23 protein-coding genes and 1 pseudogene are annotated in these 26,465 nt (G+C 69.1%); 14 read left to right on the forward strand and 10 right to left on the reverse strand.

From position 1 onward, the window contains the following. The first annotated feature begins 158 nt into the window (after window positions 1-158). From NRB56_RS13725 to NRB56_RS13740, 5 genes are all read left to right on the forward strand, one after another. Window positions 159-677 carry a hypothetical protein gene (locus NRB56_RS13725; RefSeq protein ID WP_153341935.1) on the forward strand — a complete coding sequence of 173 codons (519 nt, stop codon included), beginning with the start codon at window positions 159-161 and terminating at the stop codon, window positions 675-677. Window positions 678-773: 96 nt separating this feature from the next. Continuing rightward, window positions 774-1,553 carry an LLM class F420-dependent oxidoreductase gene (locus NRB56_RS13730; protein WP_153341937.1) on the forward strand — a complete coding sequence of 260 codons (780 nt, stop codon included), beginning with the start codon at window positions 774-776 and terminating at the stop codon, window positions 1,551-1,553. Window positions 1,554-1,689: 136 nt separating this feature from the next. Beyond that, entirely contained in the window at window positions 1,690-1,827 is a 138-nt protein-coding gene (locus tag NRB56_RS38320; protein WP_194290839.1) for a hypothetical protein, read from the forward strand. 61 nt (window positions 1,828-1,888) lie between these two features. Continuing rightward, window positions 1,889-2,953, forward strand: coding sequence for a YeiH family protein (locus NRB56_RS13735; protein ID WP_406603479.1), 1,065 nt, complete (start codon window positions 1,889-1,891; stop codon window positions 2,951-2,953). 161 nt (window positions 2,954-3,114) lie between these two features. Continuing rightward, window positions 3,115-3,414, forward strand: coding sequence for a hypothetical protein (locus NRB56_RS13740; protein ID WP_153341939.1), 300 nt, complete (start codon window positions 3,115-3,117; stop codon window positions 3,412-3,414). Here NRB56_RS13740 and NRB56_RS13745 read toward each other — a convergent pair. The 4 genes and pseudogenes from NRB56_RS13745 to NRB56_RS13760 form a co-directional block, all read right to left on the reverse strand. Next, window positions 3,399-4,637 carry a CHAT domain-containing protein gene (locus NRB56_RS13745; RefSeq protein WP_153342245.1) on the reverse strand — a complete coding sequence of 413 codons (1,239 nt, stop codon included), beginning with the start codon at window positions 4,635-4,637 and terminating at the stop codon, window positions 3,399-3,401. The two genes, NRB56_RS13740 and NRB56_RS13745, sit on opposite strands and share 16 nt — an antisense overlap. Window positions 4,638-5,918: 1,281 nt before the next feature. Then, window positions 5,919-6,713, reverse strand: a pseudogene (locus NRB56_RS38935) (tetratricopeptide repeat protein); the annotation flags it as partial. A gap of 525 nt (window positions 6,714-7,238) precedes the next feature. Further along, window positions 7,239-8,357, reverse strand: a complete 1,119-nt coding sequence (locus NRB56_RS13755) for a hypothetical protein (RefSeq protein ID WP_153341941.1) — start codon at window positions 8,355-8,357, stop codon at window positions 7,239-7,241. After that, on the reverse strand, window positions 8,357-9,673 hold the full coding sequence (locus tag NRB56_RS13760) for a hypothetical protein (RefSeq protein WP_153342247.1): 1,317 nt from the start codon (window positions 9,671-9,673) through the stop codon (window positions 8,357-8,359). The genes NRB56_RS13755 and NRB56_RS13760 overlap by 1 nt, the downstream gene beginning before the upstream one ends. A gap of 170 nt (window positions 9,674-9,843) precedes the next feature. Here NRB56_RS13760 and NRB56_RS13765 point away from each other — a divergent pair, with 170 nt between their 5' ends. After that, window positions 9,844-10,398: a lipoprotein LpqH gene (locus NRB56_RS13765; RefSeq protein ID WP_153341943.1), complete on the forward strand. Its 555-nt coding sequence runs from the start codon at window positions 9,844-9,846 to the stop codon at window positions 10,396-10,398. A 6-nt stretch (window positions 10,399-10,404) separates the two neighbouring features. Continuing rightward, a complete protein-coding gene (locus NRB56_RS13770) occupies window positions 10,405-11,193 on the forward strand; it encodes a hypothetical protein (protein WP_153341945.1) in 789 nt (262 codons plus the stop codon). A 69-nt stretch (window positions 11,194-11,262) separates the two neighbouring features. Here the strand turns inward: NRB56_RS13770 and NRB56_RS13775 are convergent, their stop codons facing one another. Both NRB56_RS13775 and ggh read right to left on the reverse strand, forming a co-directional pair. Continuing rightward, window positions 11,263-11,994 carry a glycoside hydrolase family 25 protein gene (locus NRB56_RS13775; protein ID WP_153341946.1) on the reverse strand — a complete coding sequence of 244 codons (732 nt, stop codon included), beginning with the start codon at window positions 11,992-11,994 and terminating at the stop codon, window positions 11,263-11,265. Window positions 11,995-12,121: 127 nt separating this feature from the next. Next, window positions 12,122-13,456 carry a glucosylglycerate hydrolase gene (gene ggh / locus NRB56_RS13780; RefSeq protein ID WP_153341948.1) on the reverse strand — a complete coding sequence of 445 codons (1,335 nt, stop codon included), beginning with the start codon at window positions 13,454-13,456 and terminating at the stop codon, window positions 12,122-12,124. A 177-nt stretch (window positions 13,457-13,633) separates the two neighbouring features. Here ggh and NRB56_RS13785 point away from each other — a divergent pair, with 177 nt between their 5' ends. Next, window positions 13,634-14,323, forward strand: coding sequence for an SDR family oxidoreductase (locus NRB56_RS13785; protein ID WP_153341950.1), 690 nt, complete (start codon window positions 13,634-13,636; stop codon window positions 14,321-14,323). 251 nt (window positions 14,324-14,574) lie between these two features. Then, window positions 14,575-15,417, forward strand: a complete 843-nt coding sequence (locus NRB56_RS13790) for a polysaccharide deacetylase family protein (RefSeq protein WP_153341952.1) — start codon at window positions 14,575-14,577, stop codon at window positions 15,415-15,417. A gap of 346 nt (window positions 15,418-15,763) precedes the next feature. On the opposite strand, the gene leuS is transcribed toward NRB56_RS13790, so the two are convergent. Then, complete coding sequence (gene leuS, locus NRB56_RS13795; RefSeq protein ID WP_319942988.1) at window positions 15,764-18,646, reverse strand: leucine--tRNA ligase; 2,883 nt, start codon at window positions 18,644-18,646, stop codon at window positions 15,764-15,766. 177 nt (window positions 18,647-18,823) lie between these two features. Here leuS and NRB56_RS13800 point away from each other — a divergent pair, with 177 nt between their 5' ends. After that, window positions 18,824-19,225, forward strand: a complete 402-nt coding sequence (locus NRB56_RS13800) for an SdpI family protein (protein WP_319942966.1) — start codon at window positions 18,824-18,826, stop codon at window positions 19,223-19,225. Window positions 19,226-19,319: 94 nt separating this feature from the next. Here the strand turns inward: NRB56_RS13800 and NRB56_RS13805 are convergent, their stop codons facing one another. The 3 genes from NRB56_RS13805 to NRB56_RS13815 form a co-directional block, all read right to left on the reverse strand. Continuing rightward, on the reverse strand, window positions 19,320-20,093 hold the full coding sequence (locus NRB56_RS13805; protein WP_194290841.1) for an ABC transporter permease: 774 nt from the start codon (window positions 20,091-20,093) through the stop codon (window positions 19,320-19,322). Window positions 20,094-20,119: 26 nt separating this feature from the next. Next, window positions 20,120-21,076: an ATP-binding cassette domain-containing protein gene (locus tag NRB56_RS13810; RefSeq protein WP_153341956.1), complete on the reverse strand. Its 957-nt coding sequence runs from the start codon at window positions 21,074-21,076 to the stop codon at window positions 20,120-20,122. A 121-nt stretch (window positions 21,077-21,197) separates the two neighbouring features. Beyond that, on the reverse strand, window positions 21,198-21,716 hold the full coding sequence (locus NRB56_RS13815; protein ID WP_153341958.1) for an EXLDI protein: 519 nt from the start codon (window positions 21,714-21,716) through the stop codon (window positions 21,198-21,200). Window positions 21,717-21,909: 193 nt separating this feature from the next. On the opposite strand from NRB56_RS13815, the gene NRB56_RS13820 reads away from it, so the two are divergent. The 4 genes from NRB56_RS13820 to NRB56_RS13835 are packed head-to-tail and all read left to right on the forward strand — an operon-like array spanning window position 21,910 to window position 26,424. Then, window positions 21,910-23,601, forward strand: coding sequence for a thiamine pyrophosphate-binding protein (locus NRB56_RS13820; protein ID WP_153341960.1), 1,692 nt, complete (start codon window positions 21,910-21,912; stop codon window positions 23,599-23,601). Then, complete coding sequence (locus NRB56_RS13825) at window positions 23,598-24,254, forward strand: SRPBCC family protein (RefSeq protein WP_319942967.1); 657 nt, start codon at window positions 23,598-23,600, stop codon at window positions 24,252-24,254. The genes NRB56_RS13820 and NRB56_RS13825 overlap by 4 nt, the downstream gene beginning before the upstream one ends. Before the next feature lie 14 nt (window positions 24,255-24,268). Beyond that, window positions 24,269-25,312, forward strand: coding sequence for a 3-oxoacyl-ACP synthase III family protein (locus tag NRB56_RS13830; protein ID WP_153341962.1), 1,044 nt, complete (start codon window positions 24,269-24,271; stop codon window positions 25,310-25,312). After that, on the forward strand, window positions 25,309-26,424 hold the full coding sequence (locus NRB56_RS13835) for an aminotransferase class I/II-fold pyridoxal phosphate-dependent enzyme (RefSeq protein ID WP_153341964.1): 1,116 nt from the start codon (window positions 25,309-25,311) through the stop codon (window positions 26,422-26,424). The genes NRB56_RS13830 and NRB56_RS13835 overlap by 4 nt, the downstream gene beginning before the upstream one ends. Window positions 26,425-26,465: the final 41 nt, after the last annotated feature.

Raw genomic sequence — 26,465 nt, forward strand, 5'->3', positions numbered from 1 at the left:
TGATCACGCGGTCGGCGTCGTCGGTCGGTGATGAGGTGTCGCGGAGCTCGGCGGCCTACCGGGAGGACGGTGCCTCGAGGACATGGGCGGACCGGTCGGCGAAATGGTCTGTGCGACCGGGATGCGGGTGCGGATCGGAAGGTGTTGAGTGAGGACTCATGTCGGCCTTTCAGGGACGTTGCCGGATAACCGTCACCTCTGTCGCGGCGCTGTTTCCGCAGCGGGTGGTGGTGCGGATGCACGGCCATGTTCTCGCGGCCGTGCTGGACGGTGTGGCGGGGGCGTCCTGTCTGGTCGATGAGGACGACTGGGAGGTGCTGCCGCAGCATTGGGTCGGCGGGCAGTGGCGGGCCAATGTGCGCAATCTGGTGAGTGATTGGGCCCTCGACGGGGATGTGGAGCGCCTCGTGATCCGCAGCAAGGACCGGGATTGGCCGAATGATCGGGACGAGCGCAACTTGATCCTGATGTTGGAGCGGACGGCTGGGCGGGATCGTGAGGACACTCGCGACCGTGAGGGCGTGCGGAATGCGGAAGGCTCCCGGAGCCGTGCCATGGCCGTGCGGTCGGAACGGTTCGTGGTACCGGATATCGGTCCGGTGGGCTCGGGGCCGTCGATCGGCCGGCCGGTGCCGGTGGCGGAGCCGGTTCGGCGTGCGCAGCCTGGGGTGGGGTGACATCGGGGGGATGAGTGGGCGGTGCGGATCGGGCGCGGTGGGTGGGGCGCGGGTAACGTCGGGCGGGCAGCCACCCGAGAACGAGGAGAGCCGGATATGACGAGTCGGCAGGTTCGTGTCGGCGTTCAGATGCAGCCGCAGCAGGCACCCGATTACGGGTTGATCAGGGATGCTGTGCGGCGGTCCGAGGACGCGGGCGTGGACGTCGTGTTCAACTGGGATCACTTCTATCCGCTGTACGGGGATCCGGACGGGGCGCACTTCGAGTGCTGGACCATGCTCGGGGCGATCGCCGAGCAGACCGAGCGGATCGAGTTGGGGGCGCTGGTCACCGGGACCGGGTATCGGAATCCGGATCTGCTGGCGGATATGGCGCGGACCGTCGATCACATCTCCGGGGGGCGGTTGATCCTCGGGATCGGGGCGGGGTGGTTCGAGCGGGACTATCAGGAGTACGGGTACGAATTCGGTACGGCCGGTTCGCGTCTGGCGTTGCTGAAGGAACATCTGGGGCGGATCGACGCTCGGCTGAAGAAGTTGAATCCGGCTCCGCTGCGGGAGATTCCGATCCTGATCGGTGGGGGTGGCGAGAAGAAGACGTTGCGGCTGGTCGCCGAATACGCCGACATCTGGCATTCGTTCGCGGAACTCGATGTGCTGGAGCACAAATCGAAGATCCTCGCGGATCATTGCGCGGCGGTCGGCACCGATCCGGCGGGCATCGAGCGGTCGGTGGCGTGGCCGGGGCCGGAGCAGGCGGCGGAATTCGTCGCGGCGGGGGCGACGTTGTTCACTGTGGGCACGGGTGGCCCGGACTACGACCTGTCGAAGGTGCTCGAGGCGGTGCGCTGGCGGGACGAGTTCAACGCGCGCTGAGCGCGGTGGCATCGTAGAGCCGATTCTGCAGGCTGTCCGGGCAATTCGGACATGTGCTCACCGTGATTCCATCCGTTCCGCACCGTGATGGCCGGCCCCATCATTGCGGCTGACCATCACGGATGAGGAGTCGGTCATGAGTAGTCCGGGCCCCGAGCCCACGCAGCGACAATCCGTATTCGCGCGGATCGGCGTCGACTGGTGGGCGGTCATCGTGACCGGCGTGTTCGTCGTGCTCGCCGTCGCCGGCGTGCTGCCGAGAATTCCGTGGTGACGCCGTGGCAACCGAAACAGCTTCTGTCGCCGCTGAATCCGGCGACTCGTCCGAGTCCCCGGTGCGGGGGGTTCTGGCGTACATGCCGGGGATCCTGCTGTTGATCGTGATCGGCCTGCTCGGCAAGTACACCGAGATCTGGGTGAACAGTTTCGCCAAACATCACCACTGGCGGTTCCCGGATATCGAATTCGTGTTGTGGGCCATCGTCTTCGGTTTGATCATCGCGAATACCGTGGGGGTGCACCGGATCTTCAAGCCGGGTATCGGCACGTACGAATTCTGGTTGAAGGCCGGTATCGTCGCGCTCGGGTCGCGATTCGTGCTCGGTGACGTGGCGAAGCTGGGCGGGACCAGTTTCGTGATCATCCTGATCGATATGACCGTGGCCGGTGCGATCATTCTGGGAGCCGCACGGCTGCTGGGGTTGTCCGGCAAGCTCGGTTCGCTGCTCGCGATCGGCACCTCCATCTGCGGGGTGTCGGCGATCGTGGCCTCGCGCGGGGCGATTCGCGCGCGCAACGAGGATGTCGGTTATGCGATCGCGGCGATCCTGACGCTGGGGGCGGTGTCGCTGTTCCTGTTTCCGGTGATCGGGCACGGAATCGGGCTCAGCAACCACGAATTCGGGTTGTGGGCCGGTCTCGCGGTGGACAACACGGCCGAGACCACCGCGACCGGATACGCGTATTCCGATGCGGCGGGCAAGGTCGCGGTACTGGTGAAGTCGACGCGCAACGCGCTCATCGGTTTCGTGGTGCTCGGTTTCGGTCTGTACTGGTCGTCGCGCGGCGAGGCCGATGCGATCGCGCCGGGGGTGCGGGCGAAGGCGTCGTTCGTATGGGAGAAGTTCCCGAAGTTCGTGCTCGGGTTTCTGGCGGTTTCGGCGCTGGCGACGGTGCATTGGATCAGCGCGAAGCAGATCACCAACCTGGCCAACGTGTCGCGCTGGGCCTTCCTGCTAACCTTTGCCGGGGTCGGCCTGAACACCAACTTCCGGGAGTTGGGTCGCACCGGTTGGCGGCCGCTGGTCGTCGCGGTGGTCGGCCTGGCCGTGGTGGCGACGGTGTCGCTGGGCCTGGTCCTGTTCACCTCCCGGGTCCTGCACTGGGGTTTGGTCGACTGATCGGAATACTTTTCGATCGGTAATCGCCGTGTGGTCTCCGGACCGCGCGGCGTTGGCGTTCGCTCCCCCGGGACCGGGTCATCACATGCATGAGTACTAATATTTTTTTCGGCTCCACCTGTCCGTACCGCTGGAAAATCCGCTGGAAAAGGAGAGGTTCGATGACTACTGCACACGCGGTTCACGCCGATCACGACCATATTCACGGGCCGGGTTGTGGACACGAGTCGTTCCACCACGGTGATCATGTGGACTACGTCCACGACGGTCATCTGCATCGGGAGCACGAGGGACATTTCGACGAATGCGAGCCCGCCGCGCACGTCGAGCACACCGCCGCACACGATCATGTGCACGGTGAGGGGTGCGGCCACGCGGCCATTCCGCACGGCGACCATGTGGACTACCTGCACGACGGGCACCGGCACGCCGTGCACGACGGGCACTACGACGAGCACTGATGGGTGTCGACGGTGGCGAAAGCCGCCCACAGCAGCGGTGAGTCCACCACCTGCCGGGTGTCGCGCCACGCGGCGAGCCGCTCCCGCTGCCAGCGCAGCAACGCCTCGACCGGATCCGGTCGCTCGTGGGCCGCATCGATCGCGCACACCGCGTCCTGCAGCGGCCGCGTCCCCGATCCCGCCGCGCCGAAGCGCTGAAAGGCCAGATCGGTCGGCAGCGTCCACCGGCTGGCGGTGACCAGCTCGGCGCCACCGTGAATCATTGCCGCGAGCAGTCCGAGGGCCTCACCGAAGCGCAGGTCCCCGCCGCTCTCGCAGGCGATCAGCGCGACCCGGGCGGGGATCGGCCATCGCGTTGCCCCGTCGACCGGATCGGCTGCCGCCGCATGTGTGCCCAGGATCAGATCCTTGGCGGACAGCGGCCGGTGGATCCGGTCGATGGGGGCGAATCCCGTGGTGGCGTCGGTGCAGGCCAGGTGCAGCCGGGCCTCCTCGCTGCGCCCGGACTCCGGCGTCGCCGCCGTCACATGCCCGACGTACAACAGCCGCGCGGCGCCGGCCCGCAGCGCCCGGCCGAGCCAGTCGCGATCCACATCGGTGCGCCGGAAGGCGTCGACCGGATCGGTGACGGCGGGCGCCAGCCGGTCACCGTACTCGGCGACCCGGCGCGCCAGCGGAGCCTGCCCGTCCATCCGGCCCAGTACCGAACCCAGCGCCGAATCCGCCCGGAAACCGGGCACCCGTGGATCGAGGACGGCGACCACCGGCAACGCGCGATCCGCCGACCAGGACCGTGCCACCCGCCCCGGCGCGTGCACCAGCCCGGCGGGCGCGAGCGTGCCGACGTCGGCGATGTCCAGTAGCCGCAATTCCGGATCGGGCGCGAGCAACTCCCACGGAATCCGGGCCACCCGTGGCGACGGCTGTATCCGTACATACGGCCGCACCCCACCGGTCCACAGCCGATACAACTGCTCCGCCAGCCGAAACGGGAGAAATACTCGCGAAAGATACTGGGCCAGTTCATTTTCCGCGTCGAACGTGGCCAACTCACCGGTGGTGAAAGCGGCTTCGAGCCCGCCGGGTACCTCCGGCCGCGGCAGCGCCGCCGCGAACCGCGCGACCGCCGCCGCCACCTGGTCCTCGGGAATCACCGCCACCCCGGGCGCGTCCACCTCCCCGGCCCAATACCAGGACAGGTACAGATCGCCCGCGTCTGCCATCCGCACGAATACGGTGGGCTGTCCGCCGGCCCCGACGGTGCGCCCATCCGCCGAGTTCGGCAGCGACCGAGAGTGCGGCGAGGAAGGGCCGGATGCCGATGCGGTGCGGATCCTCATCGCGGCTGTCGCACTCCCCGCACCCGCGGACGGACGAGCGGGTGGCACCACGCTTCCGGCAGGTGTGATCGCAGTGCTGCCGGGCGGTGTGCTCGTCGCGTCGCCGTGCGGTGTCACCGTTGCGTCGCGCGGGAGCGCGCTGCCGGGTGTCGTGTCCGCCGGGCGCCCGGGCCCTGCGGTCGCCGAGTTGTGTTCAGGTGGAATGGCTTCGGAGCTGTCCGGCGATGCGGCACCCGATGTGGCCGCCCCGTTCGGCAGGGGGATTCCCGGACCGTGAGGCGTTGCCGCGGGCCTCGTCCCGGCCGGAGACGGCGACGTGCGCGCCCGCGCCGGCGAAGGCCAGGGCGATGGCCCGTCCGATCGTGCTGGTGGGACGGCCACCGCACTGTCTGCTGAGGTGGCTTCCGCGCCGATCGGCGGCGTGACGGCGAGTGAATCGGCCGGTTCCGTGATGGCGGGGAGGATTCGGGCGTCGCGGACGACGCGGTGGTAGCGGGTCTCCGCGGCGGCGATGTGATCGGCCAGTGCGATCCGGCCGTCCGGCGCGACCCGCACACGCGGTGGCGGGCCGACGGCGAGGCCCGCGCTCGCCGCAAGGTCGGACAGGGCGGTGCCGAGGGTGGCGGCCGCCGGAGCCGAAGGCGCCGTGCGTGATTCGGGTGGCGCTTCCGGGATGGTGAGCGGGATGCCGGTGACTCGTTCCGCGGGTTGCCGGCCGGGGGCCGGTATCGCACCCGCACAACAGGTTTCGACGAGGTCCGCGATCACCCGGGCGTCGCGGGCGTCGGTGGCAAAGCGGAATGCCAGGCGTACGGCGGGTTCGGCGAGGCGAGCATGCCATTGCTGCCGGTGGTAGCCGTCGGCGAAGGTGTGGCGGACGGCGTCGATGGCGAGTGCCGCCGGCACCACCAGATCCAGCCCGGTGCGGGCCGGATCGGCACCGGTCGGGTGTTCGGCGAGCAGTGTCGCGCGCCAGAAGTCGATGTGTGCGCAGTCGAGGCCGCGGCCGTGCCGGGCGTAGGTGTCGAAGGCCTCGGACAGCAGGCGTTCCGCCGCGTCGGGGCGGCCGGATCGTGCTTCCGCCACGGCCGTCCGGAGTTGGACCTCCGCGGCCTCCAGTACCGCACCGGAGGCGCGGAAGTGGTCCGAACTGCGCTGATACCACTCGCGTGCCGCGTCGGGGTCACCGGTGCCGTCGGCGAGGAAACCCCGCAACTTCCAGCCGATCGCGGCGCGCGGGCCGAGATCGTTTTCCTCGAACCACTCCTGGCTCGCGTCGAGCAGCGGCCGCGCTTCGTCGAATTCCCCGGCCCGCAGGTGCATCATCGCGAGATTCTGCTGAGTCTCGGCGATTCCGTTGCGGTCACCGGCCTTGGTGAAGGCGTCCAGTGCCTGACGCGCGAAATCGATGGCGAGCGTGTCCCGTCCGGTCTCGAAGTAGACCGCGGCCAGATTCATCAGCGGATGGCCGAGCAGTTCCGGGGCGGAAACCACGGCGACGTCGAGGGATTCGGTGGCGTGCGCGAGCGCCTCCGACCAGCGCCGGCCGTGGATCGCAACCGCGGTGATCGACAGCAGGCAGGCGACCCGTAGGTGACCGAACTCCGGATCGTCGCCGAGCAGATCCCGTGCCTCGGTGAGCGCGGACTGCGCGGCCTCGAGATCACCGAGATGCTGCATCGTCTGCGACATGTCGACCAGCGCGGTGGCCCGCATCCGGATCGCGTCACCGGGGATGTCCGGCAGCGCGGTGCGATACCAGTCCAGCGCTGCGATGTGCTCGCCGAGTCGATCGCACATGGCGGCCGCATTGACCATGGCCGCCAACCGAACCCGGCCGCCGGCCGTGCCCACCGCCGCCTCGAACATCCGCCGCGCCTGTGCCACGTCACCGGTCTGATAGACCGCCGCGGCCTCGTGCAGCGGTGCCCAGTCGTCGTCCGTACCGGCCTCACTCATCCGGCCGACCCGCTCTCCTGTTGTGGTGGTATGCCGCCGGTCCGCAGCCCACGCTGCCGGACCGACAGTGCCGCAGACGATTCCGGCGACGCCGGTACTGTCGTCGGTTGCCGGGTGGAGCGGCCATCGGGGCGGAATTCGCCGTCGCCGTTCCCGATGCGTTCGCGGCGGCGACGGACATGCCTGGGATCGGCGATCATCCTGTCCGTGAGCTGGACGCCAACGGGAGGACCGAATTCCGAAACCGTGCGGCGGCAAATCGATGGCGATCCGCCGTATTCCGGTACGCCGGGCGACCGACGACAGCCGATCGAACGCGATGGCGGCCGAGGAACCGTCGGGCCTCGGCCGGCCCGGCGGATATGTCCGCGGCACAGCGAGCCCGGTGCGAGTCCGGCTCGCCGGCGGTCGAGCATTCGCCGGCCGCGCGTCGATTCGCTCGGCTCGGGACACAGTGGGTGAATCGAAGTCGGCCGATTCCGGAACCACGCCGATCGGAGCAAGTGCGACAGCGAATGCATAATGTCAGTAATCCGCCTCGGCCGCCGCGATTTCGGCGAGCAGGGGAGTGTCGTACGGATCGTCGTGCGCCTGTGCCGCGCGGCGCAGGCGGGTGGTGGCGAAGTCCCGGATACGGTGCCGGAGTTCCTCCGCCGGAACGGATTCGGCCGGGCCCATGCCGGGGACCCGTACGGTCACCGTGACGGGGGCGGCCGGGTCGACCAGCGGTGCGAGCCCCTGCCAGTGGTCGCCGCTGAGGACCAGCGGAGTCGGGGGGATTGCCGCGCCGAAGGCGGTGGGCCGCAGGTGTTCCGGCACAAGTCCGCGCAACCCGGGGGCCGCGACGGCACGGACACGGACGTCGGTGGCGCCGTCGGCGCGCACGACCTCCCACGAGACGGCGCGTTCGGAGGCGTCGAGGATGCCGGGTGGGCACCGGTACCAGTCCCAGCCGGTGACGCCGCGCGCCAGCACCGTCGCATCGCGTGCCGTGGCATCCACGTCGGCGGCTCCGACGGCGAGGGCGTAGTCGTCGGCGCGTCCGAGAGTCGGCACGGTGCCGAATTCGCCGGCGTCCGCGAGGGCGCGCATCGTGCCGAATTCGCCGGCGTCCGCGACGGTGCGCATCGTGCCGAATTCGTCGTCCGGATCCGCTTCGTCCAGTGCGTCGGCACCGTCCACCAGCATCTCGCATTCGCCGGTCAGCGTGGTGATCTCGGTGGCGAGCAGCCGGTCGTCCAGTGCCGCGATGGCATCGATCGCCGAGGCCGGCCACCAGCGGGCTGCCCAGTGCGCGTAGGCGAGACGCCGGGCGGCGGCCGCGAGCAAAGGCCGGGCCGGCCGGGCGATCGCGCGCCGGGGCACTCCGTCGAAGTCGGCGACCGCCAATGCCACCTCCTCGCCGTACACGGCCCAGATCCACTGCTGGGCGAGATCCGGATCGTCGAGTACTGCCGCCGGAATGTAGTTGTCGGAGAACAAATTCCAGGTCAGGTGGGCACCGGCGGCGGCCAGCACGAGAGTGTCGGGCCCGGCCGCTCCCTCGGCGAGGGCGGCGATCGCGGGCGGGGCGACCACGACGGTGCCGTCGGGACCGGAACGCACCTCGACTTCGCCTGTGCCGGGCGCGAGTTCGGGATTCATCAGCTCGCCCTCGATTCGGCCGGGACGGCATCCGGATCGGTCGCGAGGGCGCCGAGGGCCTGCTTCACCCGCATCCGGTGGTCGAGGACGACCGAGCGGGCGACCCCGTCGAGGATGTCCCACAGTTCGTCGGTGGCGGTCAGCGGTAGTTCCCGCACGTCCCGGCCGTGCAGGCGGACCCAGAGGCGGCGCAGGTACGGCTGCCAGGGGGCCTGTAGTTCGGTGGCGACGGCGGCGAGCGGGCCGGTGGCCGCCGGATCCCGATGCAGGGACATCCGCCGTGCCTGCAGGACGTAGGCCTCGCGTTGCCAGCGGCCGTTGATCACCTGTTGCGCGGCGGTTTCCGGTTCGGCGCCGGAGCCGGTGGGGCGCAGGCCGAGGGCCAGTTCGGCGCCGGCGGTCGCGGCGACCCGCAGCGATTCGTCGAGCAGGGCCCAGGGCGCGCAGCTGCGGGCGATCTCGGCGTCGACCAGTTCCGGGATCTCGGGCAGGTCGGCGCGTTCGGCGGCGGCCTGCAGCACGGTGAACACCCGTTCGTGGACGGTGCGGTCGAAGGGCCGGGCGAGGGTGGCCTTGGACGCGGTCGTGCCGAGTTCCGGGCGGCGAGGAGCGGGATGCTCGGTGAGGCCGAGATGCTGTGCGGTGGGCGATGTTCCGGTGGCGGACCAGAGCCGGATGCCGAAATGTGTTCCCGCGCGGGCGGTCAGCAGGGTGCTGAAGATGGCGTGGCCGTCGGGGGGTGTGCGGCGCAGCCGGGCGGTCGCGCAGATCTCCAGCAGCGCACCGATTTCCGCGGTGTGTGAACTGCTCGGGCCGCCGCTGCTGGGGCGACGGCGCCAGGCCAGGTCGAGCAGTTCCGTGAGGGCGCGGGCCCGGGCCGGGTCGGTGAGGTGTTCCTTCAGGGCGCGGGTGGTCCGGCCCGCGGTGAACTCGTGCAGTTCGCGCACGGCGGCCTCGGCGAACTGGTTGCCGCGCAACGGATCCGGCGCGCCGACGGTGCTCGCCAGCTCGAAACAGCGCTGGAAGTACAGGTCCTGCGGATTGCCCTCGGTGATGCGCAGCGAGCGCCGCACCTGTTTGCAGACGGTGAACCAGGCGGCGGTGGCGCGCAGCACCTCGGCGGCGGCGGTGAGCCGGACCGTCACCTCGATCACGCCCTCGGCGCTGAGGATCGGGCCGGCGCAGAGCGGATGTTGCACCGGGCGTAGCACCAGGGGGTCGAGGATCAGCTTGACGGTGCGGCTGAGCGGGCCGCCCTGGGGACCGGAAAGCGGTTCGACGCCCTCGATCCGGCGCCAAACCTCGTCCAGCACCATCGCGCGCGGGCGTCGCATTCGACCAGGTTAACCAACCCGAGCCCGGATCGGCCAGGGGAAAACCTGGGATCGGTAGGGCGCGAACGCTTCCTACCTTCATGACATCGGTTCCACCACGGAGCCGGAAGTTCGAAAGCGAGCGGCAACGCTCCCGACACGAGGGAATTCCGATGAGCACTGCGACCATTCGTCTCTGCACCGCCGCCGTCGCCGCGTCCGCCGCGCTGGCCCTGGTCCTCACCGGCTGTGGCGACAGCAAGCCCGCGGCCGCGCCGGCCACCCCGGCGCCCGGCTCGTCCGCCCCGGCGGGGCCGGCGGGACCGGCCGCGTCGTCCGGCAAGTCGACCGTCAGCGTCGACGGCGCCGCCCTGACCGGCACGTTCGACACCACCTGCGCCAAGCAGGGCGACGTGCTCGCACTGGCCCTGACCGACAACGCGAACGGCGCCTACGGCACCCTCGCGGTGGCCGCCACGGTCACCGGCACCGGGACCGTGCAGGCGGTCGGGATCACCGGCAGCAAGGGGGGATCCAGCGGCCTGCCCTACGCGGTCGGCTTCGGCAAGGGCCAGCCGGGCGGTTTGGCCCAGTCCACCAAGAGCGGCAACACCTTCCACGTCACCGGTGAGGGTGTCGGCGCGCCGGATATGACCAACCCGACCGCCGGCCCGAAGACCTCGAAGTTCGACATCACCTTCGCCTGCTCGACCATCGTGGGTGGGTGATCGCAGATGCGGACCGCGATCCGGGCCGGGGCGGCGGCGTTCTTCGCCGCCGCCGTGGGCTGGTACCTCTGGCACGGGCTCACCTACCGATCGGATGCCCTGACCGGCGACGTCTTCGGCTGGGTGGGCTGGCAACTGGCGCTGCCGATCGCCGCGGTGTCGGTGCTGCCGGTGGCCTTCGTGCTCACCAGCGGCCTCGTGACCGGGGGCAACAGCCCCCGGTTCCGGGACGGGCAGTTGGGCATCGGCACCGTGGAGTCGTTCGCGCAGACCGGGCTCTACATCAACGACCAGCCGCAGCTGCGCATCGAATTGCAGGTCGAGGGTGCCGGCGGCGAGGTCTTCCGGTCGCACGCGAAGATGATCGTGCCGCTGGCCGAGCTGGCGCTGCTGCGGCCGGGCGTGGTGCTTCCGGTGCGCTATCTGCCGGACCGCACCGACCGGGTCGAGATCGACCGTTCCGGCGATCGCTCGGCGGTGCAGCGGGCCGTGAACGAGACCATGATCCGCAAGGGTCTGACCACTCGCGCCGCCCTGGACGTGGCCGAACGAGGGGTGGCCGCGCAGGCGGTGGTGCAGACGCTGTCGGTGCCGGGCGAGACCCGCGAGGACAGCACCGCGGTGGATCTGGGACTGCTGATCACCCGGCCGGACGGCAGTACCTTCACGGCCGCGGTGCGGAAGTTCGTCCCGCAGCGCAACATCGGGCAGGTCCAGGTCGGCCGGATCGTGCAGGTCCGCTATCTCGCCGCGGACGAGCGGGAGGTGGTGCTCGCCCTGCCGGTCAACACCTGATCGTTCGGCGAACGTGCGCCGCCGGCCTCGGAATCGAGGCCGGCGGCGCACTCGTGCACGGAGCGGGAATCACATGTTGGCGAAGCGGGCGAAGGTGCCCTGCGCGCCGCTGTAGACGTTCATATCGGTCTTCCCGCTGATCCCGGGGATGTATCCGGAGTCGGTGGTCTGCCAGAACGTCCAGGCGGGCCAGCCGCCGGGGACCTCCGGCTGCTCGTTGCCCCGATAGTCGGCGATCCACAGCGGGTAGCGGGTGAACTCGGTCGAGTTCGCCATCGCCGACTTCCAGAAGTTCGGATAGGTGTAGACGATCGGCAGCCGGCCGGTCAGCGCCTGCACGGTGTTCAGATACCGATGGGTCCAGTCGATGAGTGCGGCCGGGCCCAGCCCGTCGGATTCCTCGAGGTCGAGCACCGGTGGCAGGTCCAGCGGGCCGTTCTGCCCGAGCACCACCGCCGCGTACAGCGCGGCCTGCTGCTCCGGCGACTGGTTCGGGTGGGCGTAGTGGTAGGTGCCCCGCGCGATGCCGGCGTTGCGCATCAGCACGCTGTCCGCGACGAAATACGGGTTGAGGTAGGTCACGCCCTCGGTGGCCTTCAACATGGCGAAGTTGTGCCCGGCCGAGCGCACATCACTCCAGTTGATCATCCGGCCGTCGACATGCTGCCAGGACGAGACGTCGGGTCCGGTGGGGTCGGCAGCTGCCGTACCGGTTGCCGAAAATATGCCTGAGACCGAGATTGCGAGCAAGGCAACCAGGATGCGGCGCAGTTTCGGGCTGATAACGGGAAGCTCACGCATGGTTAACCAGCATATTCGAAAGTTAAACCTGGTACCACAGCCGTGCCTGTGATTCGTTGCAAAAAAGTAGCTGACTCTGCCGAAAATTGGCGTGACGACGCCGCCCGGCCCAACGGTGACGCAGGGTTCAGCCCAGCCAGTCCAGGACCGAGGCCGCCGTCCAGGACTGCTGCATGCTGCCCAGCGGCTCCCCGGTGAACGGCTCGTAGTACTCGGCGAAGCTGCCGTCGCTGGCCTGCCGCAGCCCCTCGGCCCGCAGCATGAACGAACGCTCGGCCCAGCCGCGACGGGCGAACACCCAGGAGAACAGCCAGCTCATCACCGGCCACACCGGTCCCCGCCAGTATTCGCGGGACCGGAAATCCTTCGACACCGGCGACGTGGACGGCGGCAGCGCGTACCGCAGGTCGGGGTGCCCGCAGAAGCGAGGACCCTCGAACAACCGCAACAGGCTGCGCTCGCCGTCGCGGGGCAACCCGCCGCACAGCAGCGGCGCGAACATCGCCAGCGTCTCCGTGGTGATCCACCGGCCCAGCCGCACGTCGTAGTCGCGCGCGGCGCCCGTGCGCGGATCCGTGGTGGCGATCACCCCGGCCCGGAAGTAGTCGGCCCATTCGTACAGTTCCCGCACATCGGCGCGCGGCATCCGGCAGTCCTCGCCGATGCCGGCCAGCACCTCGTTGGCCAGCGCGAAGATGGCGGTGACGAAGACGTCCTCGACCGCGAAACTCATCGTGGAGGCCAACTGGAAATCGTCGTATCCACATCGGCGCATCTGCTCGACCAGCCACAGGTAGCGGTCGTATTCGCGATCGCTGGGCCGCTCGGTGGGGTCCACCAGCTGGATGTCGGCCCGCTCGTAGGCCGGGAGATCACCGGGCACGACGTTCTCGTAGGCCCGGTCCCAGCGCGGCGAGTTGTCCATCCCGGACTCCCAGCCGTGGTACAGGGTGATCCGGCCGTTGTGTTTCGTGTCGCGGGCGTTGGCCAGCCAGCGATGCCAGCGCATCAGATCCGGCCAGCGCCGGTCGAGGAATTCCGCCGCGGTGGCCCGGGTGCTGCGGCCGTGCCGGCGGGAATGGTCGAGGATCCGCTGCACCGCGATGGCGTGCACGGGCGGCTGGGTGATACCGGAGGTGTCCGGGCCGGCCGGCGCGTCGGCGGCCAACCGGCGGCACTCCCAGCGGGCCGGTCCCGGAAAATAGCCGTCCACGCCGTTGGCGAAGACGATGTGCGGGATCATCCCGTTGCGCCACTGCGCCGACAACAACGTGTCCAGTTCCATCACCGCGCGCTCCACGCTGAGCGGCGCCAGGCCGACCGCGACGAAGGCGGCGTCCCAGCTCCACATGTGTGGATACAACTTCGGCGCCGCCGTGGTCATCGTCCCCAGGTCGTTGCCGCGCAGCAGATACGCGGCGCGGGCCGCCAGTTGCGTAGGCGTGAAGCCGGGCCCGTTCATCCCCCCATTGTGCGATGACACCCGCAAGTACGCGCGCCGCCCGAAATCCCCACCCTCGGTCCGGCGTGGCGCCGGCAGCTTCTCGGCAGTGCTCACCTGTGCTCGCCCTCGCTTCGTGGTACCGGATGCGGTCACTCGTGCATCGCCGGACAAGGGTTTCCGGTTACCGTGATGCGCATGGTGACCAGCCCCGAACCGCTTGCCTTGATCACCGGCGCCAGCCGGGGCCTGGGGGCGGCGATCGCCCGCGAACTGTCGGGCACCCACCGTCTGCTGCTCGGCGCCCGCACGCCCGCCGCGCTCACCGGGATACTCGGCGAACTGCCGGACGCCCGTCCCTGGCCGGTGGACCTCACCGACTACGACGAGGTGGCCCGCGCCACCGCCTCGATCGATCGCCTGGAAGTCCTGGTCCACAACGCCGGGATCGCCGAACTGGGCACCGTCGCAGCGTCTTCCGCTACTTTGTGGCGAAATGTCATGGAGGCCAATCTGATCGCGGTGGCCGAACTGACCCGCCTGCTGCTCCCTGCCCTGCGTGCCGCGAAAGGCCACGTGGTGCTGATCAATTCGGGCGCCGGCCTCCGGGCCGCCGCGGGCTGGGGCGCCTACGCCGCCAGCAAGTTCGCCCTGCGAGCCTTCGGCGACTCGCTCCGCCAGGAGGAACTCGACCTGCGCGTGACCTCGATCCACCCGGGCCGCATCGACACCGAGATGCAGCAGGCGATCGTCGCCGGGGAACACCGCGACTACCGGCCCGAGGACTTCCTCACCGCCGAAACTGTCGCGCAGGCGGTCAGGCAGGCCGTGCAGACCCCGCGCGACGCCCACCCCGTCGAGATCGTGCTGCGCCCGATCCCGCGCTGACCCGGCCCGGCCGCCGCGCCGCCCAACCCGTGGTCGTCGTGCCGTGCCGAATCCGTGGCTGTCCGCCGCGCCGCATCCGTCGCTGCCATGACGCCACCGAAACCCACCGTCGTCGCAGCATCGCCGACGTCGTCTCGAACCATCGCGACCCGCCGAGCGGACCGAAGCGATGTCGTTTCACGTCCGTTTCACCCGTTTCCTGCGATAGGTTCCCAGCGACAGGTTCGACCCGCCGACACGGTAGGTGCGACATGAGAACCGATCCGACGCGGCGGCAGTGGCTGATGCTGCTGGCCGCCGGCACCGTGGCAAGCCTGACCGCCTGTTCCGAAGCGAAGCCGACCGTGAGCGATCCGCCCACGTTGGGCGCGTCCGCCGGCGGCAGTTCATCCGCCGGCGGCGGTTCCTCCGCCCCGGCCCGCCCGCCGCTGCTGCCACCCCCGCCGCGCGGCCCGCGGACGCCGATCGCGGCGGAAACCCTCAGCGGCCTGCCCGGCGACAGCACGAGCCTCGCACTCACCGTCGACGACGGCGCCAACCCCGACGTGGTCGCCGCCTACATCCAGTTCGCCCGCGACACCGGCGCCCGCTTCACCTTCTTCGTCACCGGCTGCTACGACTCGTGGACGATCAACCGCGACGCGCTACGCCCCCTGGTGGATTCGGGGCAGATCCAACTCGGCAACCACACCTGGGACCACCCGTCCCTGACCCGGCTGTCCGCGAACAACGTCGCCGAACAGCTGAACCGCACCAAACAGTTCCTGCTGGACAACTTCGGCGTCGACGGCACCCCCTACTTCCGCCCGCCCTACGGTTATCACAACGCGGCCGTGGACCGGATAGCCGCCGACTGCGGCTACACCGTCCCGACCATGTGGTACGGCTCCCTGTCCGACGCCGGCCTGGTCACCGAGGACTATATCGTCCAGATGGCCGACCAGTGGTTCAACAACCAGGCGATCGTCATCGGCCACGCCAACCACGCACCGGTGACCCACGTCTACGGCCAACTGGTAGATATCATCCGCGCCCGCAAACTATCGATGGTCACCCTCAACGACGTCCTGCTCCCCCCGGGCGGCATCGCCTGACCGCCAAAGCCGGTCACCAATTCGCAGCCCCGACAAGCAAGTTCGCGGCCCGTCTCGATCCTGGACTGACGGAGGGAGGGAGCGCAGCGACTGACCGGAGGAGGGAAGGATCGAGACTCAGGGGCCGCGAACCCGCCGGAGCGAAGCGGAGGCCAAAAACACAGCCTGTCACCAATACGCAGCCTCGGCAATCAAGTTCACGCACGCAGCCCCCACAAGCAAGTTCACGCACGCAGCCCCCACAAGCAAGTTCACGCACGCAGCCCCGACAATCAAGTTCACGCGCCGCCCCGACAAGCACGTTCGAGACCAGGCCCCCGCGAACCCGCCGAAGCGAACGCCAAACTCACAGCACGACATTCACCAGACGGCCCGGAACAACGATGACCTTACGAGGTTGCTTGTCGCCCAAGTATTCTCGCAGTTTGCCGTCGGCCAGTGCGGCGCTCTCGATGGCCTTCGCATCGGCGTCGGCGGCAACGCTGATCCGGCTGCGCACCTTGCCGTTGACCTGAATCGGGTATTCGACCGAATCCGCCACCAGCAGAGCCGGATCCGCGATCGGGAACGGGCCGTGAGCCAGTGCGGCGGTGTGCCCCAAACGTTCCCACAGTTCCTCGGTGATGTGCGGGGCCATCGGCGCCAGCATCAGGACCAGCGGCTCCACCACCGCGCGCGGCGCGCCCTGGGGATATTCCTTGGTCAAGTGGTTGGTCAGCTCGATCAGTTTGGCACCGGCGGTGTTGTCGCGCAGCGCGGCGTAGTCGCCGTCGACACCGTCGATGGTGCGATGCAGCAAGCGCAGGGTCGCGTCGGCCGGCTCGGCCTCGGTGACGCGCACGCCGCCGGACTCCTCGTCCACGACCAGCCGCCACACCCGCTGCAGGAAGCGGTGCGCGCCGACGACATCCTTGGTCGACCAGGGCCGGGAGGTGTCCAGCGGACCCATCGACATCTCGTAGAACCGGAAGGTGTCCGCGCCGTACAGGTCGTACATCTCGTCCGGGGAGACGGCGTTCTTCAGCGACTTGCCGATCTTGCCGTACTCCTGAAACACCTCCTGCTCTACGCCGTCACCGTCGGTCCAGAAGAATTTGCCCAGCCGCTCCCGCACCTCGGCCGCGGGCACGTAAGCGCCGCGTTTGTCGGTATAGGCGTAAGCCTGGATGTAGCCCTGATTGAACAGCCGCCGATACGGTTCGGGCCCGGACACATCGCCCAGATCGAACAGCACCTTCTGCCAGAACCGCGCGTACAGCAGGTGCAGCACCGCGTGTTCGACACCGCCGACGTACAGGTCGACGCCGCCGGGATCGTTCGCGCCGTGCTCGGCGGGTCGCGGCCCCAGCCAGTACCGCTCGTTCGCCGGATCGGCCAGGGCCTCGGAGTTGGTCGGATCGGTGTAGCGCAGCTGGTACCAGGAGCTGCCCGCCCATTGCGGCATCACGTTGGTGTCGCGGCGGTAGGTCTTCGGCCCGTCGCCCAGATCCAGTTCCACGGTGACCCAGTCGGTGGCCTTGGCCAGCGGCGGCGACGGTTCGGAATCGGCGTCGTCGGCGTCGAAGGTGACCGGAGCGAAGTCCTTCACCTCGGGCAGCTGCACCGGCAGCATCTCCACGGGCAGCGGATGCGCGACGCCGTCCTCGTCGTAAACGATCGGGAACGGCTCGCCCCAGTACCGCTGCCGGGCGAACAGCCAGTCGCGCAGCTTGAACTGCACGGTGCCGATGCCGTGTCCGTCGGCTTCCAGGCGTTCGACGACCTTCGCCTTGGCGGCCTCGACGTCCAGGCCGTTCAGATAGTCCGAGTTGACCAGGACGCCGTCGCCGGACCAGGCCGATTCGGTGATGTCCCCGCCGGAGATGACCTCGATGATCGGCAGGCCGAAGGCGGTCGCGAACTCCCAGTCGCGCTGGTCGTGGCCGGGGACCGCCATGATCGCGCCGGTGCCGTAGCCGATCAGCACGTAGTCGGCGACGAAGATCGGCAGCCGCGCGCCGTTGACCGGGTCGATGGCGTACGCGCCGGTGAAGACGCCGGTCTTCACCTTGTTCTCCTGGCGCTCCAGGTCGGATTTCGCCGCGATCGAACGCCGGTAGGCCGCAACGGCTTCCGTAGGGGTGGCCGCGCCGGAGGTCCAGCGCGAGTCGACCCCCGCGGGCCACTGCGTGGTAACCAGGCGGTCCACCAGTTCGTGCTCCGGCGCCAGCACCACATAGGTCGCGCCGAAGAGAGTGTCGGGCCGAGTGGTGAACACCTCGACCGTACCCACCGGATCATCCGAATCCGACTGCACCGCAGGAAATTTCACCCGCGCACCACGCGAACGGCCGATCCAGTTGCGCTGCATGGCCTTCACGTTGTCCGGCCAGTCCAGCCGATCCAGATCGTCGATCAGTCGATCGGAGTAGGCGGTGATGCGCATCATCCACTGCCGCAAGCGCTTCCGGAAGACCGGGAAGTTACCGCGCTCGCTGCGGCCGTCGGCGGTGACCTCCTCGTTGGCCAGCACCGTACCCAGGCCGGGACACCAGTTGACGATCGACTCCGACTGGTACACCAGGCGATACGAGTCCAGCACGCCCGCGCGTTCGGCGGCGGACAGTGCGGACCAGTCCCGGCCGTCCGCGATCGGCCGTGCGCCGGAAGCGAATTCGGCCTCCAGCTCGGCGATCGGGCGGGCCCGCTGCGCGGCCTCGTCGTACCAGGCGTTGTAGATGCGCAGGAAGATCCACTGCGTCCACTTGTAGAACGCGGGGTCGGTGGTGGCGAACGAACGCCGCCGGTCGTGCCCCAGGCCCAGCCGGTCCAGCTGGCGCCGCATGTTCTTGATGTTCGCCTCGGTGGTCACCGCCGGGTGCGCGCCGGTCTGCACCGCGTACTGCTCGGCGGGCAGGCCGAAGGCGTCGTAGCCCAGCGCGTGCAGCACGTTGCGGCCGCGCATCCGGTGATAGCGCGCGAACACGTCGGTGGCGATGTAGCCCAGCGGGTGGCCGACGTGCAGGCCGGCACCCGACGGGTAGGGGAACATGTCCTGGATGAACAGCTTGTCGGCGGGGATGTCGCCGTGCAGCGGCCCCACCGGATTCGGCGCGAAGAAGGTGCCGCGCTCGGCCCAGGCCTGCTGCCACTTGCGCTCGATCCGACCGGCCAGCTCGGCGTTGTAGCGGTGCGCGGGCACATCGTCGCCGACTGCGACGGTGGCATCGGTTGCGCGAGTGTCCTGCACGGTCCTGCCTTCTGTTTGGGCCCAGTTCCCCGGATCGACGTCGCCCATCAGGGTAGAACCTGGTCGTCCCGGGACCCAAAAGGGGTGACGCCGCCCGCGCCGCGCTCGGGGGCCGGTGACCCGCGTCATCCGCGGGCCACGTGCCGGGGACGCCCGGCGCGAGGTAGCGTGGACGTCGTGTTCGTGGTAGCGCTGGTCCTGTTCATGCTGGCGGCGGTGTCCGTCGTCACCGGGGTACTCGGGTTCACCGGGACGCTGCCCCGCAATCGTTTCGTGGGTGTACACACCGACGATGCCCTCAGCTCCGAGGAAACCTTCCGCGTCGCCAACCGGGTGGCGGCCCCGACGAGCTTCGGGGCCGGCCTGCTGCTGGCCGTCGGCGGCGCGATCGCGCTGACCGCCGGGCCGCTCGCCGGGCTCGCCGCCGCCGCGGTGGCCATGGTGATCGCGCTGTTCACCCTGGGCGCCGGGGTGAACGCGGCAAGTGCGGCCATCGCCGCGCTGGTGCCGGTGCGGGAATCCTGCGGCAGCTCCTGCGGGGCCTGCTCGCTGCGCGGCGCCTGCGAGTCGGCGAACTGATCGCCGACTCGGCCGTCGCGCTGATTGCCCGCCCCAGCCGTCGCACTGATCGCCGCCCGACGATCGCACCGGCCGCGGCTCGGCGGGTCCCCGCTCAGCGGGACTTGCGGCGGAACTGCGTCCTCGACCACCAGTAGCCGACCGCCGCGAAGCCGAGACACCAGGCGACCGCGACGATCCCGTTGTGGCCGATCGAGGTGCCGGACAGCAGTCCGCGCAGCGTCTCGGTCATCGGCGTGAAGGGCTGATATTCGGCGAACTGCCGGAGCCCCGTGGGCATGGTGCCGGTCGGCACCAGCCCGCTGCCCAGGAAGGGCAGGAACAGGATCGGAGCGGGGAGATTACTGGCGCTCTCCGGCGTCGAGGCGGCCAGGCCGAAGCCGACACCGAGCCAGGCCAGGCCGAAGATCACCAGCCCGACCAGGCCGAAGGCCGCGAGCCATTCGAGCGGGTTCGCGCCCGAACGGAATCCGATCAGCACGCCGACGGCGACCATCAGGACCACTCCGAGCAGGCCCTGGATCAGCGTGCCCAGCACCTGCCCGGTGAGGATGGCCGGATGGGACATGGGCATGGTCCGGAAGCGGTTGACGATGCCCTTGGTCATATCCGAGGCCACCCCCACCGCCACCCCGGCGACCAGGTACGCGGGGATCATCAACATCATCCCGGGCACCACGTAGTCGATGTATTCCACGCCGCCGGTGGCCTTGCCGAGCGCGCCACCGAAGATGCCGTCGAACAGCAGCAGCAACAGCACCGGCATGACGATCACGCCGATGGTCATGCCGGGATATCGCTTGGCGTGCACCAGGTTCCGGCGCAGCATGGTGACCGTGTCGGTCGCCGGGGCGGTGGTCGTGCGCATGGGTCGATCCGCTCTCTCGTGGGTGGTCATCGGGTGGTCGCGGGGGTCCGGCCGGGGTCGCCGGTGAGGGTGAGGAAGACGTCGTCGAGGTCGGGGGTGTGCACGGAGAGGCCGGCGGGTTCGAGGCCCGCGGCGTCCAGGCGGTCGAGGACCGAGCGCAGCGTGGCCACGCCGCCGTCACTGGGTACGGCGAGGGTCAGATCCTCGGCCCGGGGGACGCCGCCGAGCAGTTCCGCGGCCCGGTCCAGGTCGGGGCGACTGTCGAAGTCCAGCCGGATGTGCCCGCCGGGGACCAGGCGTTTCAGCTGGTCCGCGGTGCCCTCGGCGACGATGCGGCCGTGGTCGAGCACCGCGATCCGATGGGCCAGCGCGTCGGCCTCCTCCAGATACTGCGTGGTGAGGAAGATGGTGACGCCGCCGGCGACCAGATCGCGGATGACGTCCCACATGGCCCGTCGGCTGCGCGGATCCAGGCCGACGGTGGGTTCGTCCAGGAAGATGATCCGTGGCTCGCCGACCAGCGTCATCGCCAGGTCCAGGCGGCGCTGCATACCGCCGGAGTAGGCGCTCGCCACCTTGTTCCCGGCCTCGGCCAGGTCGAATCGGGCCAGCAGGTCGTCGGCGCGCCGGGCGCGGTCGCGGCGCGGCAGGTGCCACAGATCGCCCATCAGCAGCAGGTTCTCCCGGCCGGTGAGCAGCTCGTCGATCGCCGAGAACTGACCGGTGACGCCGATCAGTTCGCGGACCGCGCCGGGATCGGCGGTGACGTCGTGGCCGCCCACGCGGATATCGCCGCTGTCGGCGGCCGACAGCGTCGAGAGGATCTGCACGGTGGTGGTCTTGCCGGCGCCGTTGGGCCCGAGCATGGAATAGATGGTGCCCGCCGGCACGGTGAGGTCGATGCCGTCGAGCACGACGTGGTCGCCGAAGGATTTCCGCAGGCCGGTGGCCGAGATTGCGGGGGCGTTCGGGATGTCGGACATGATTCCTCTGCTTCGAAATCGATAAATAGATCGTTATGAATGCATGGGTCCAGCGCGCCGCGACCACTGGGTGGCCGAGGTGGACGATGTGCGGTTGTGCGCCGGGCACGGGCCCGGCGGATCAGATGTCGAGATCCTCGATGTGCGGATGCGATTCGAGGTCGGCCACCCGGCGGTACAGCTTCTCCGGGATGTGGTCGCGGAGGTCGTCGAGGGAGTCGAAGACCCGCATGTCGAAGTCGCCCCAGTCCTCCATCGGGGCGATGCCGAGCATCTTGCGCCAGTTGGTCAGGTCCTTGAGCCAGTTGGCGTCGGTGGGATAGTCCTTCCAGTCCGAGAGCTGGGTGTGCAGCGCGAATTTGCCCTTCCGCGTGCGGTATACGCGATATTGCTCGAGTCGCGCGCCGTCGAGATCGCGCAACTCGGCCAGCAGCTTCCCGGAGAACCGGATCTGCCGGACGCCGTCGTGACCGACCCGCAGCACCACTTCGTCGAATCCGGCCATCCGCCCCTCCTCGAGTTCGATGAATCGGCGCAGCGCCGCGAGGATCGCGCCCGACAGATTGCCCCCCACGAGTTCCTGCGCGCGATCGAACAGCGGCAGATCCTCGTCCTTCACGTAGACCGTCTTGTTGGGCATGCCTCCAATATACGTATATGTATACGTATAAGGCAAGGAAGGCGCCGACCTGCGTATTCGGCTCCGTTCCGGACTCGGCGCCGGAAAATCCGGGCCGTACTGAACCGATGCTCCACGTGGCTCGTGGACGGGGTGTACGAGCGGCCCGGATGTGCACGAACGTCGAGGTGTGCGTGCACAGGAAGGAGTGCCCATGCCGACGCGAGCGGTGGACTACCTGGTGCAGGCCGTCGCGGCCCTGGACGTGCATCACGTCTTCGGCGTCGACGGCGCGAATATTGAGGATCTCTACGACGCCGTGTTCGACACGGACTGTGACGTCACCGGCGTGGTGGCCAAGCACGAATTCTCCGCGGCCACCATGGCCGACGGTTATGCCCGATCCACTGCCGGGCTCGGCGTGGTGGTCGCCACTTCGGGCGGTGGATCGATGAATCTCGTTGCCGGACTGGCGGAATCGTTCGCCTCCCGGGTTCCGGTGCTGGCACTGGTCGGGCAGGCCCCGACCGTACTGGAAGGCAAAGGGGCCTTTCAGGATACCAGCGGACTGGCCGGAACCTTCGATGCCGCAAGGCTTTACGAGCCGATCAGCTACTACTGCGCGCGGGTGAACAGCGCGGCGGAGCTGCCGGCCCATCTGGCCCGGGCGGTCCTCGCGACCCGGCGGGGCGGCCCAGCGGTGTTGCTGTTGCCCAAGGATGTGCAACAGGCGGACATGGGGGAGATCGAACCCTTCCGGGTACCGGCAACGGCGGGCACGGCGGACGCGGCCGGAGCGGATCCGGTCCGCGCCGCGCTGTGGACCGCACGGTCCACCGGCAAGGTCGTGATCATCGCCGGTGATCAGGTGGCGCGCGACGACGCCCGCGCCGGACTCCAGCGACTGGCCACGGCCCTCGAGGCCTCGGTGGGTGTGGCGCCGGACGCCAAGGATGTCTACGACCACGATCTGCCCGGTTTCTGCGGGGTAGCCGGGAGCATGGGCCACGCGGAGCTCGTCGACGCCGTGCGCGGCGCCGCGCTGTGCGTCCTGGTCGGCACCCGGCTGCCGGTCACCGCGCGCACCGGACTCGACGAGGCGCTGGCGCACGTGCCGGTGGTGAGCGTGGGCTCCGAGGAGCCCTATCTGCCCGCGCTGCACTTCACCAGCACGGATCTGGCCACCACGCTGGCGGTGCTCGCCGCACCGGAGGAGGGCCCCGCGGATGTCGGGACGGACGGTGAGCCGCCGCGGCGGACGAAACAGCTCACGCCGCTGTCGGTGCCGGAGACCGAAGGGCCGGGGCTGCGCTATCGCGATATCGTCGAAACCCTCAACGGCGCAATCGAACCCGGTACCGATGTGTTCGCCGATGCCGGTAACACCGGCGCCGCCGTGGTGCACCACCTGCGATTGCCGCGCGACGGACGGTTCGTCGTGGCGCTCGGCATGGGCGGTATGGGATACGCGTTCGGGGCGGGAATCGGCTCGGCCTTCGCCCGCCGGGAACTGCCCGGCGGCGGTGAGCGCCGCACATTCGTCGTCGCGGGGGACGGCGCATTCTTCATGCACGGCATGGAGATTCACACCGCGATCGAATACGCACTGCCGATCACATTCGTGGTGTGCAACAACAATGCACACGCCATGTGCATCACCCGGGAGCAACTGTATTATGGGGACAGATACAGTTTCAATCGCTTCCAACCCACCGACATCGGCGCCGGTGTGGCGGCCATGTTCCCGGAACTGCCGGCCTACTCTCCGCGAAGCATCGAAGAATTGGCCGACGCTCTGCGACTCTGCCTGGACAATTCAGGTCCCTCGTTCGTCTGCATCGACTGCGATCCCGACGAGATCCCGCCGTTCGTTCCGTTTCTGTCGGTTCCCAGGAGGCATCCGTGACAACCAGTGCCCTGCCCGCGCTCAGCGATATTCCCGAGGCGCTGCCCGGCGTGCTGCGCATCGAGAATTCCGATCGCGAGGCCACCACGCCGATCATCGTCGACATGCTGCGCTCGGTGTATCCGCACGACCAGATCTTCGGTGAGTTCTGCCCGGTGCAGGCGTACATCGCCGCGCCGCCGCGTGAGGTGTTCGAGTACCTGGCCGACACCCGATGCCTGGAGGAATGGACCTACAGCCTGCGCGGATTCGTCGAGACGGCCGAGCCCGGACTGTGGCTGGCCTACGACCGGCTGGGCAAGGAGACCGAGATCTACACGCGCACCGTCGCGCACGCCGATGCCATGACCGTCGATTACCACTGCGCCTGGGACCAGGGTTCGCACCTGTGGATGATCTATCTGATGCGCGTGGTCGATGCGCAATTGGTATTCAACAAGCCGGGTTCCGTGGTGATCTGGGTGAACTGTCATCACCCGTTCTACGACGAGAATCCCTATCCCGAGACCGCGCCGCCGAAGCGGCCGGTGTGGGTCGGCGATTTCTGGGACATGTTCTCCGCCGGACATCAGCTGGAAATGGACAACCTGAAGGCCATCTGTGAATATCGGGCGTCGCACGGCCTCGCCATCAAGCCCGACTGGATGAAGTGAGGACGGTGTCACCCATGGAATTGGCCGATACGGCCGCGCCGGCGCATGCCCCGGTGAGTCTGGTCGATGTATCCAGTTATCTTCCCGGTGACCCGGTGGGCACCGAATACTTCACCCAATTCGCTCGTTCCGATCGGATGGCGAAGAACGTCATGTTCCGCGCCCCGCGCGGCCGTCATCACGTCTCGCGCGACGAGACCGCGGTGGACATGGTCGAGCGCGCCGCCGCACCGCTGCGCGAGCGGCACGGCACGGATCTGTTCCGGGATATCGACATCCTGATCACGCACACCCAGCTGCCGGACAATCCGGTGATGGGCTGCGGACCGGAGGTGGCCCGGCGGCTGGACATGCGCCCGAACTGGGTCCTCGACGTGCACAACGGTGGCTGCGGGGCGTTCGTGCACATGATGGCGATGGCCCGGATGATCATGCAGACCACCGACGCGCGCACCGCGCTGATCGCCGCCACCCAGAACACCGCCGGTCAGGTCTTCACCCAGACCGATATCCGCAAACTCGCCCAGGCCCCGGTGCCCGGCGACGGCTGCGGCGTCGGACTGCTGGTGAAGAACGACGAGGCGCCGATCCTGGACATCGAATGTCGCAGTTATCCCGAATTCGCCGGTGACATGGATTTCAGCAGCGGATCCGAGCGGAAGTACTGGGAGCCGGGCGAGGGACAGGGTTGCGTCAGCTTCACCGAATCCAAGGTCACCAAGGTGTTCGCGCGCGGTAACCGGCTGGTGCCGGAGGTGGCGCTGGCGGTGTGCGATCGGATCGGGGTGAAGGGCCGCGACGTCGACACCTTCGTCACCAATCAGCCGAACCGGTTGTTCCTGCGGAACTGGCACGACGCGCTGGAGTTGCCGGCGGAGCGGCATCCGGACACCTTCGATCGGTGCGGAAACCTCTTCGCCGCAGGCATTCCCGTCACCCTGGACACCGAGAACCAGGCCGGGCGACTGCGCAACGGTTCGGTGGTGCTGATGGCCGCCTTCGCGCACGCGGGCGATTTCGCGGCGGCCGCGGCGGTGCGCTGGGGGGCCGGGCGATGAGCGCCCGCACCGCGTCGTTCCGCCGCCGGCCGGAGGGCGCTCGATTCGACCTGACGCTCAGCGAGAATCCTTTCCCGCCCCTACCTTCGGTCATGTCCGCGTTGAATCACTCTCTGGCGCAGGCGAATCGGTATCCGGAGTTTCTGCCTTCCCGTCTGCCACAGGTGATCTCGGCGCATCTGGGTATCGATCCCGACCGGATCGTGGTCGGGGCCGGTGGCACCGGAGTGGTGCTGCAGGTCATGCAGGCGCTCACCGTGCCGGGGCAGCGGATGGTGTACGCGGCGCCGACCTTCGACGGCTATCCGATCATGGCCGGCATGGTCGGCCTGGAAACCGTGGGCGTGCGGCTGGATTCGTCCGGGCGGCAGGATCTCTGGGCGATGGCGCGGGCCGTCGACGAATGCACCGGGCTGATCGCCGTGTGCCGTCCGCACAATCCGACCGGCACCGTCGTCCCGGCCAGCGAGCTGAAGGCGTTCCTCTTCGGCCTGCCCCGGCACATTCCGGTGATCCTGGACGAGGCGTACGTCGAATTCCTCAGCGACGGCGATCCGCTGGACGCGGTGCAGCTGACCGACCGGTACCCGAACCTGCTGGTGCTGCGCACCTTCTCGAAGGCGTACGGTCTCGCCGGTCTGCGCATCGGATACGCCTTCGGGCAGCCGGAACTGGTCCGCCGGGTCCGCCGGCTGCAACTGCCGTTCGGCACCCCGGAGTACTCGGTGGCCGCGGTCGTCGCCTGTTACGCGGCCGGCGCGGAGCTCACCGAGCGCATCGCGCGGATCGGCACCGAGCGGGACCTGTTGCGAACGATGTTGCGCGCCAGGGGTATCCGGGTACCGCGCAGCCGCGCCAACTTCCTCTACCTGCCCGGGCCCGGGGTCGCCGAGACCCTGGCCCGCGCCGGGATCGCCGCCAAGGCGTATCCGGACGGCAGCGCCCGCATCACCGTCGGCGACCCCGCCGCGGGCGCCGCGGTACTGAGCGCGCTGGGATTCCCGGCGGCGCCGCTCCCGGTCCGCCGCGGTCCGGCGATCCCGGAGATCCTGCCGGAGGACACCGGCGTGCGCGCCCGCACCGTCGACTGCGAACCCAGCCTCTCGCGCTGAAATCGGCACGGAACCCACCGGTCTGCTCGCATCCCGGTGGG

It is taken from the genome of Nocardia aurantia (genome assembly GCF_009604425.1).
GTDB lineage: Bacteria > Actinomycetota > Actinomycetes > Mycobacteriales > Mycobacteriaceae > Nocardia > Nocardia aurantia.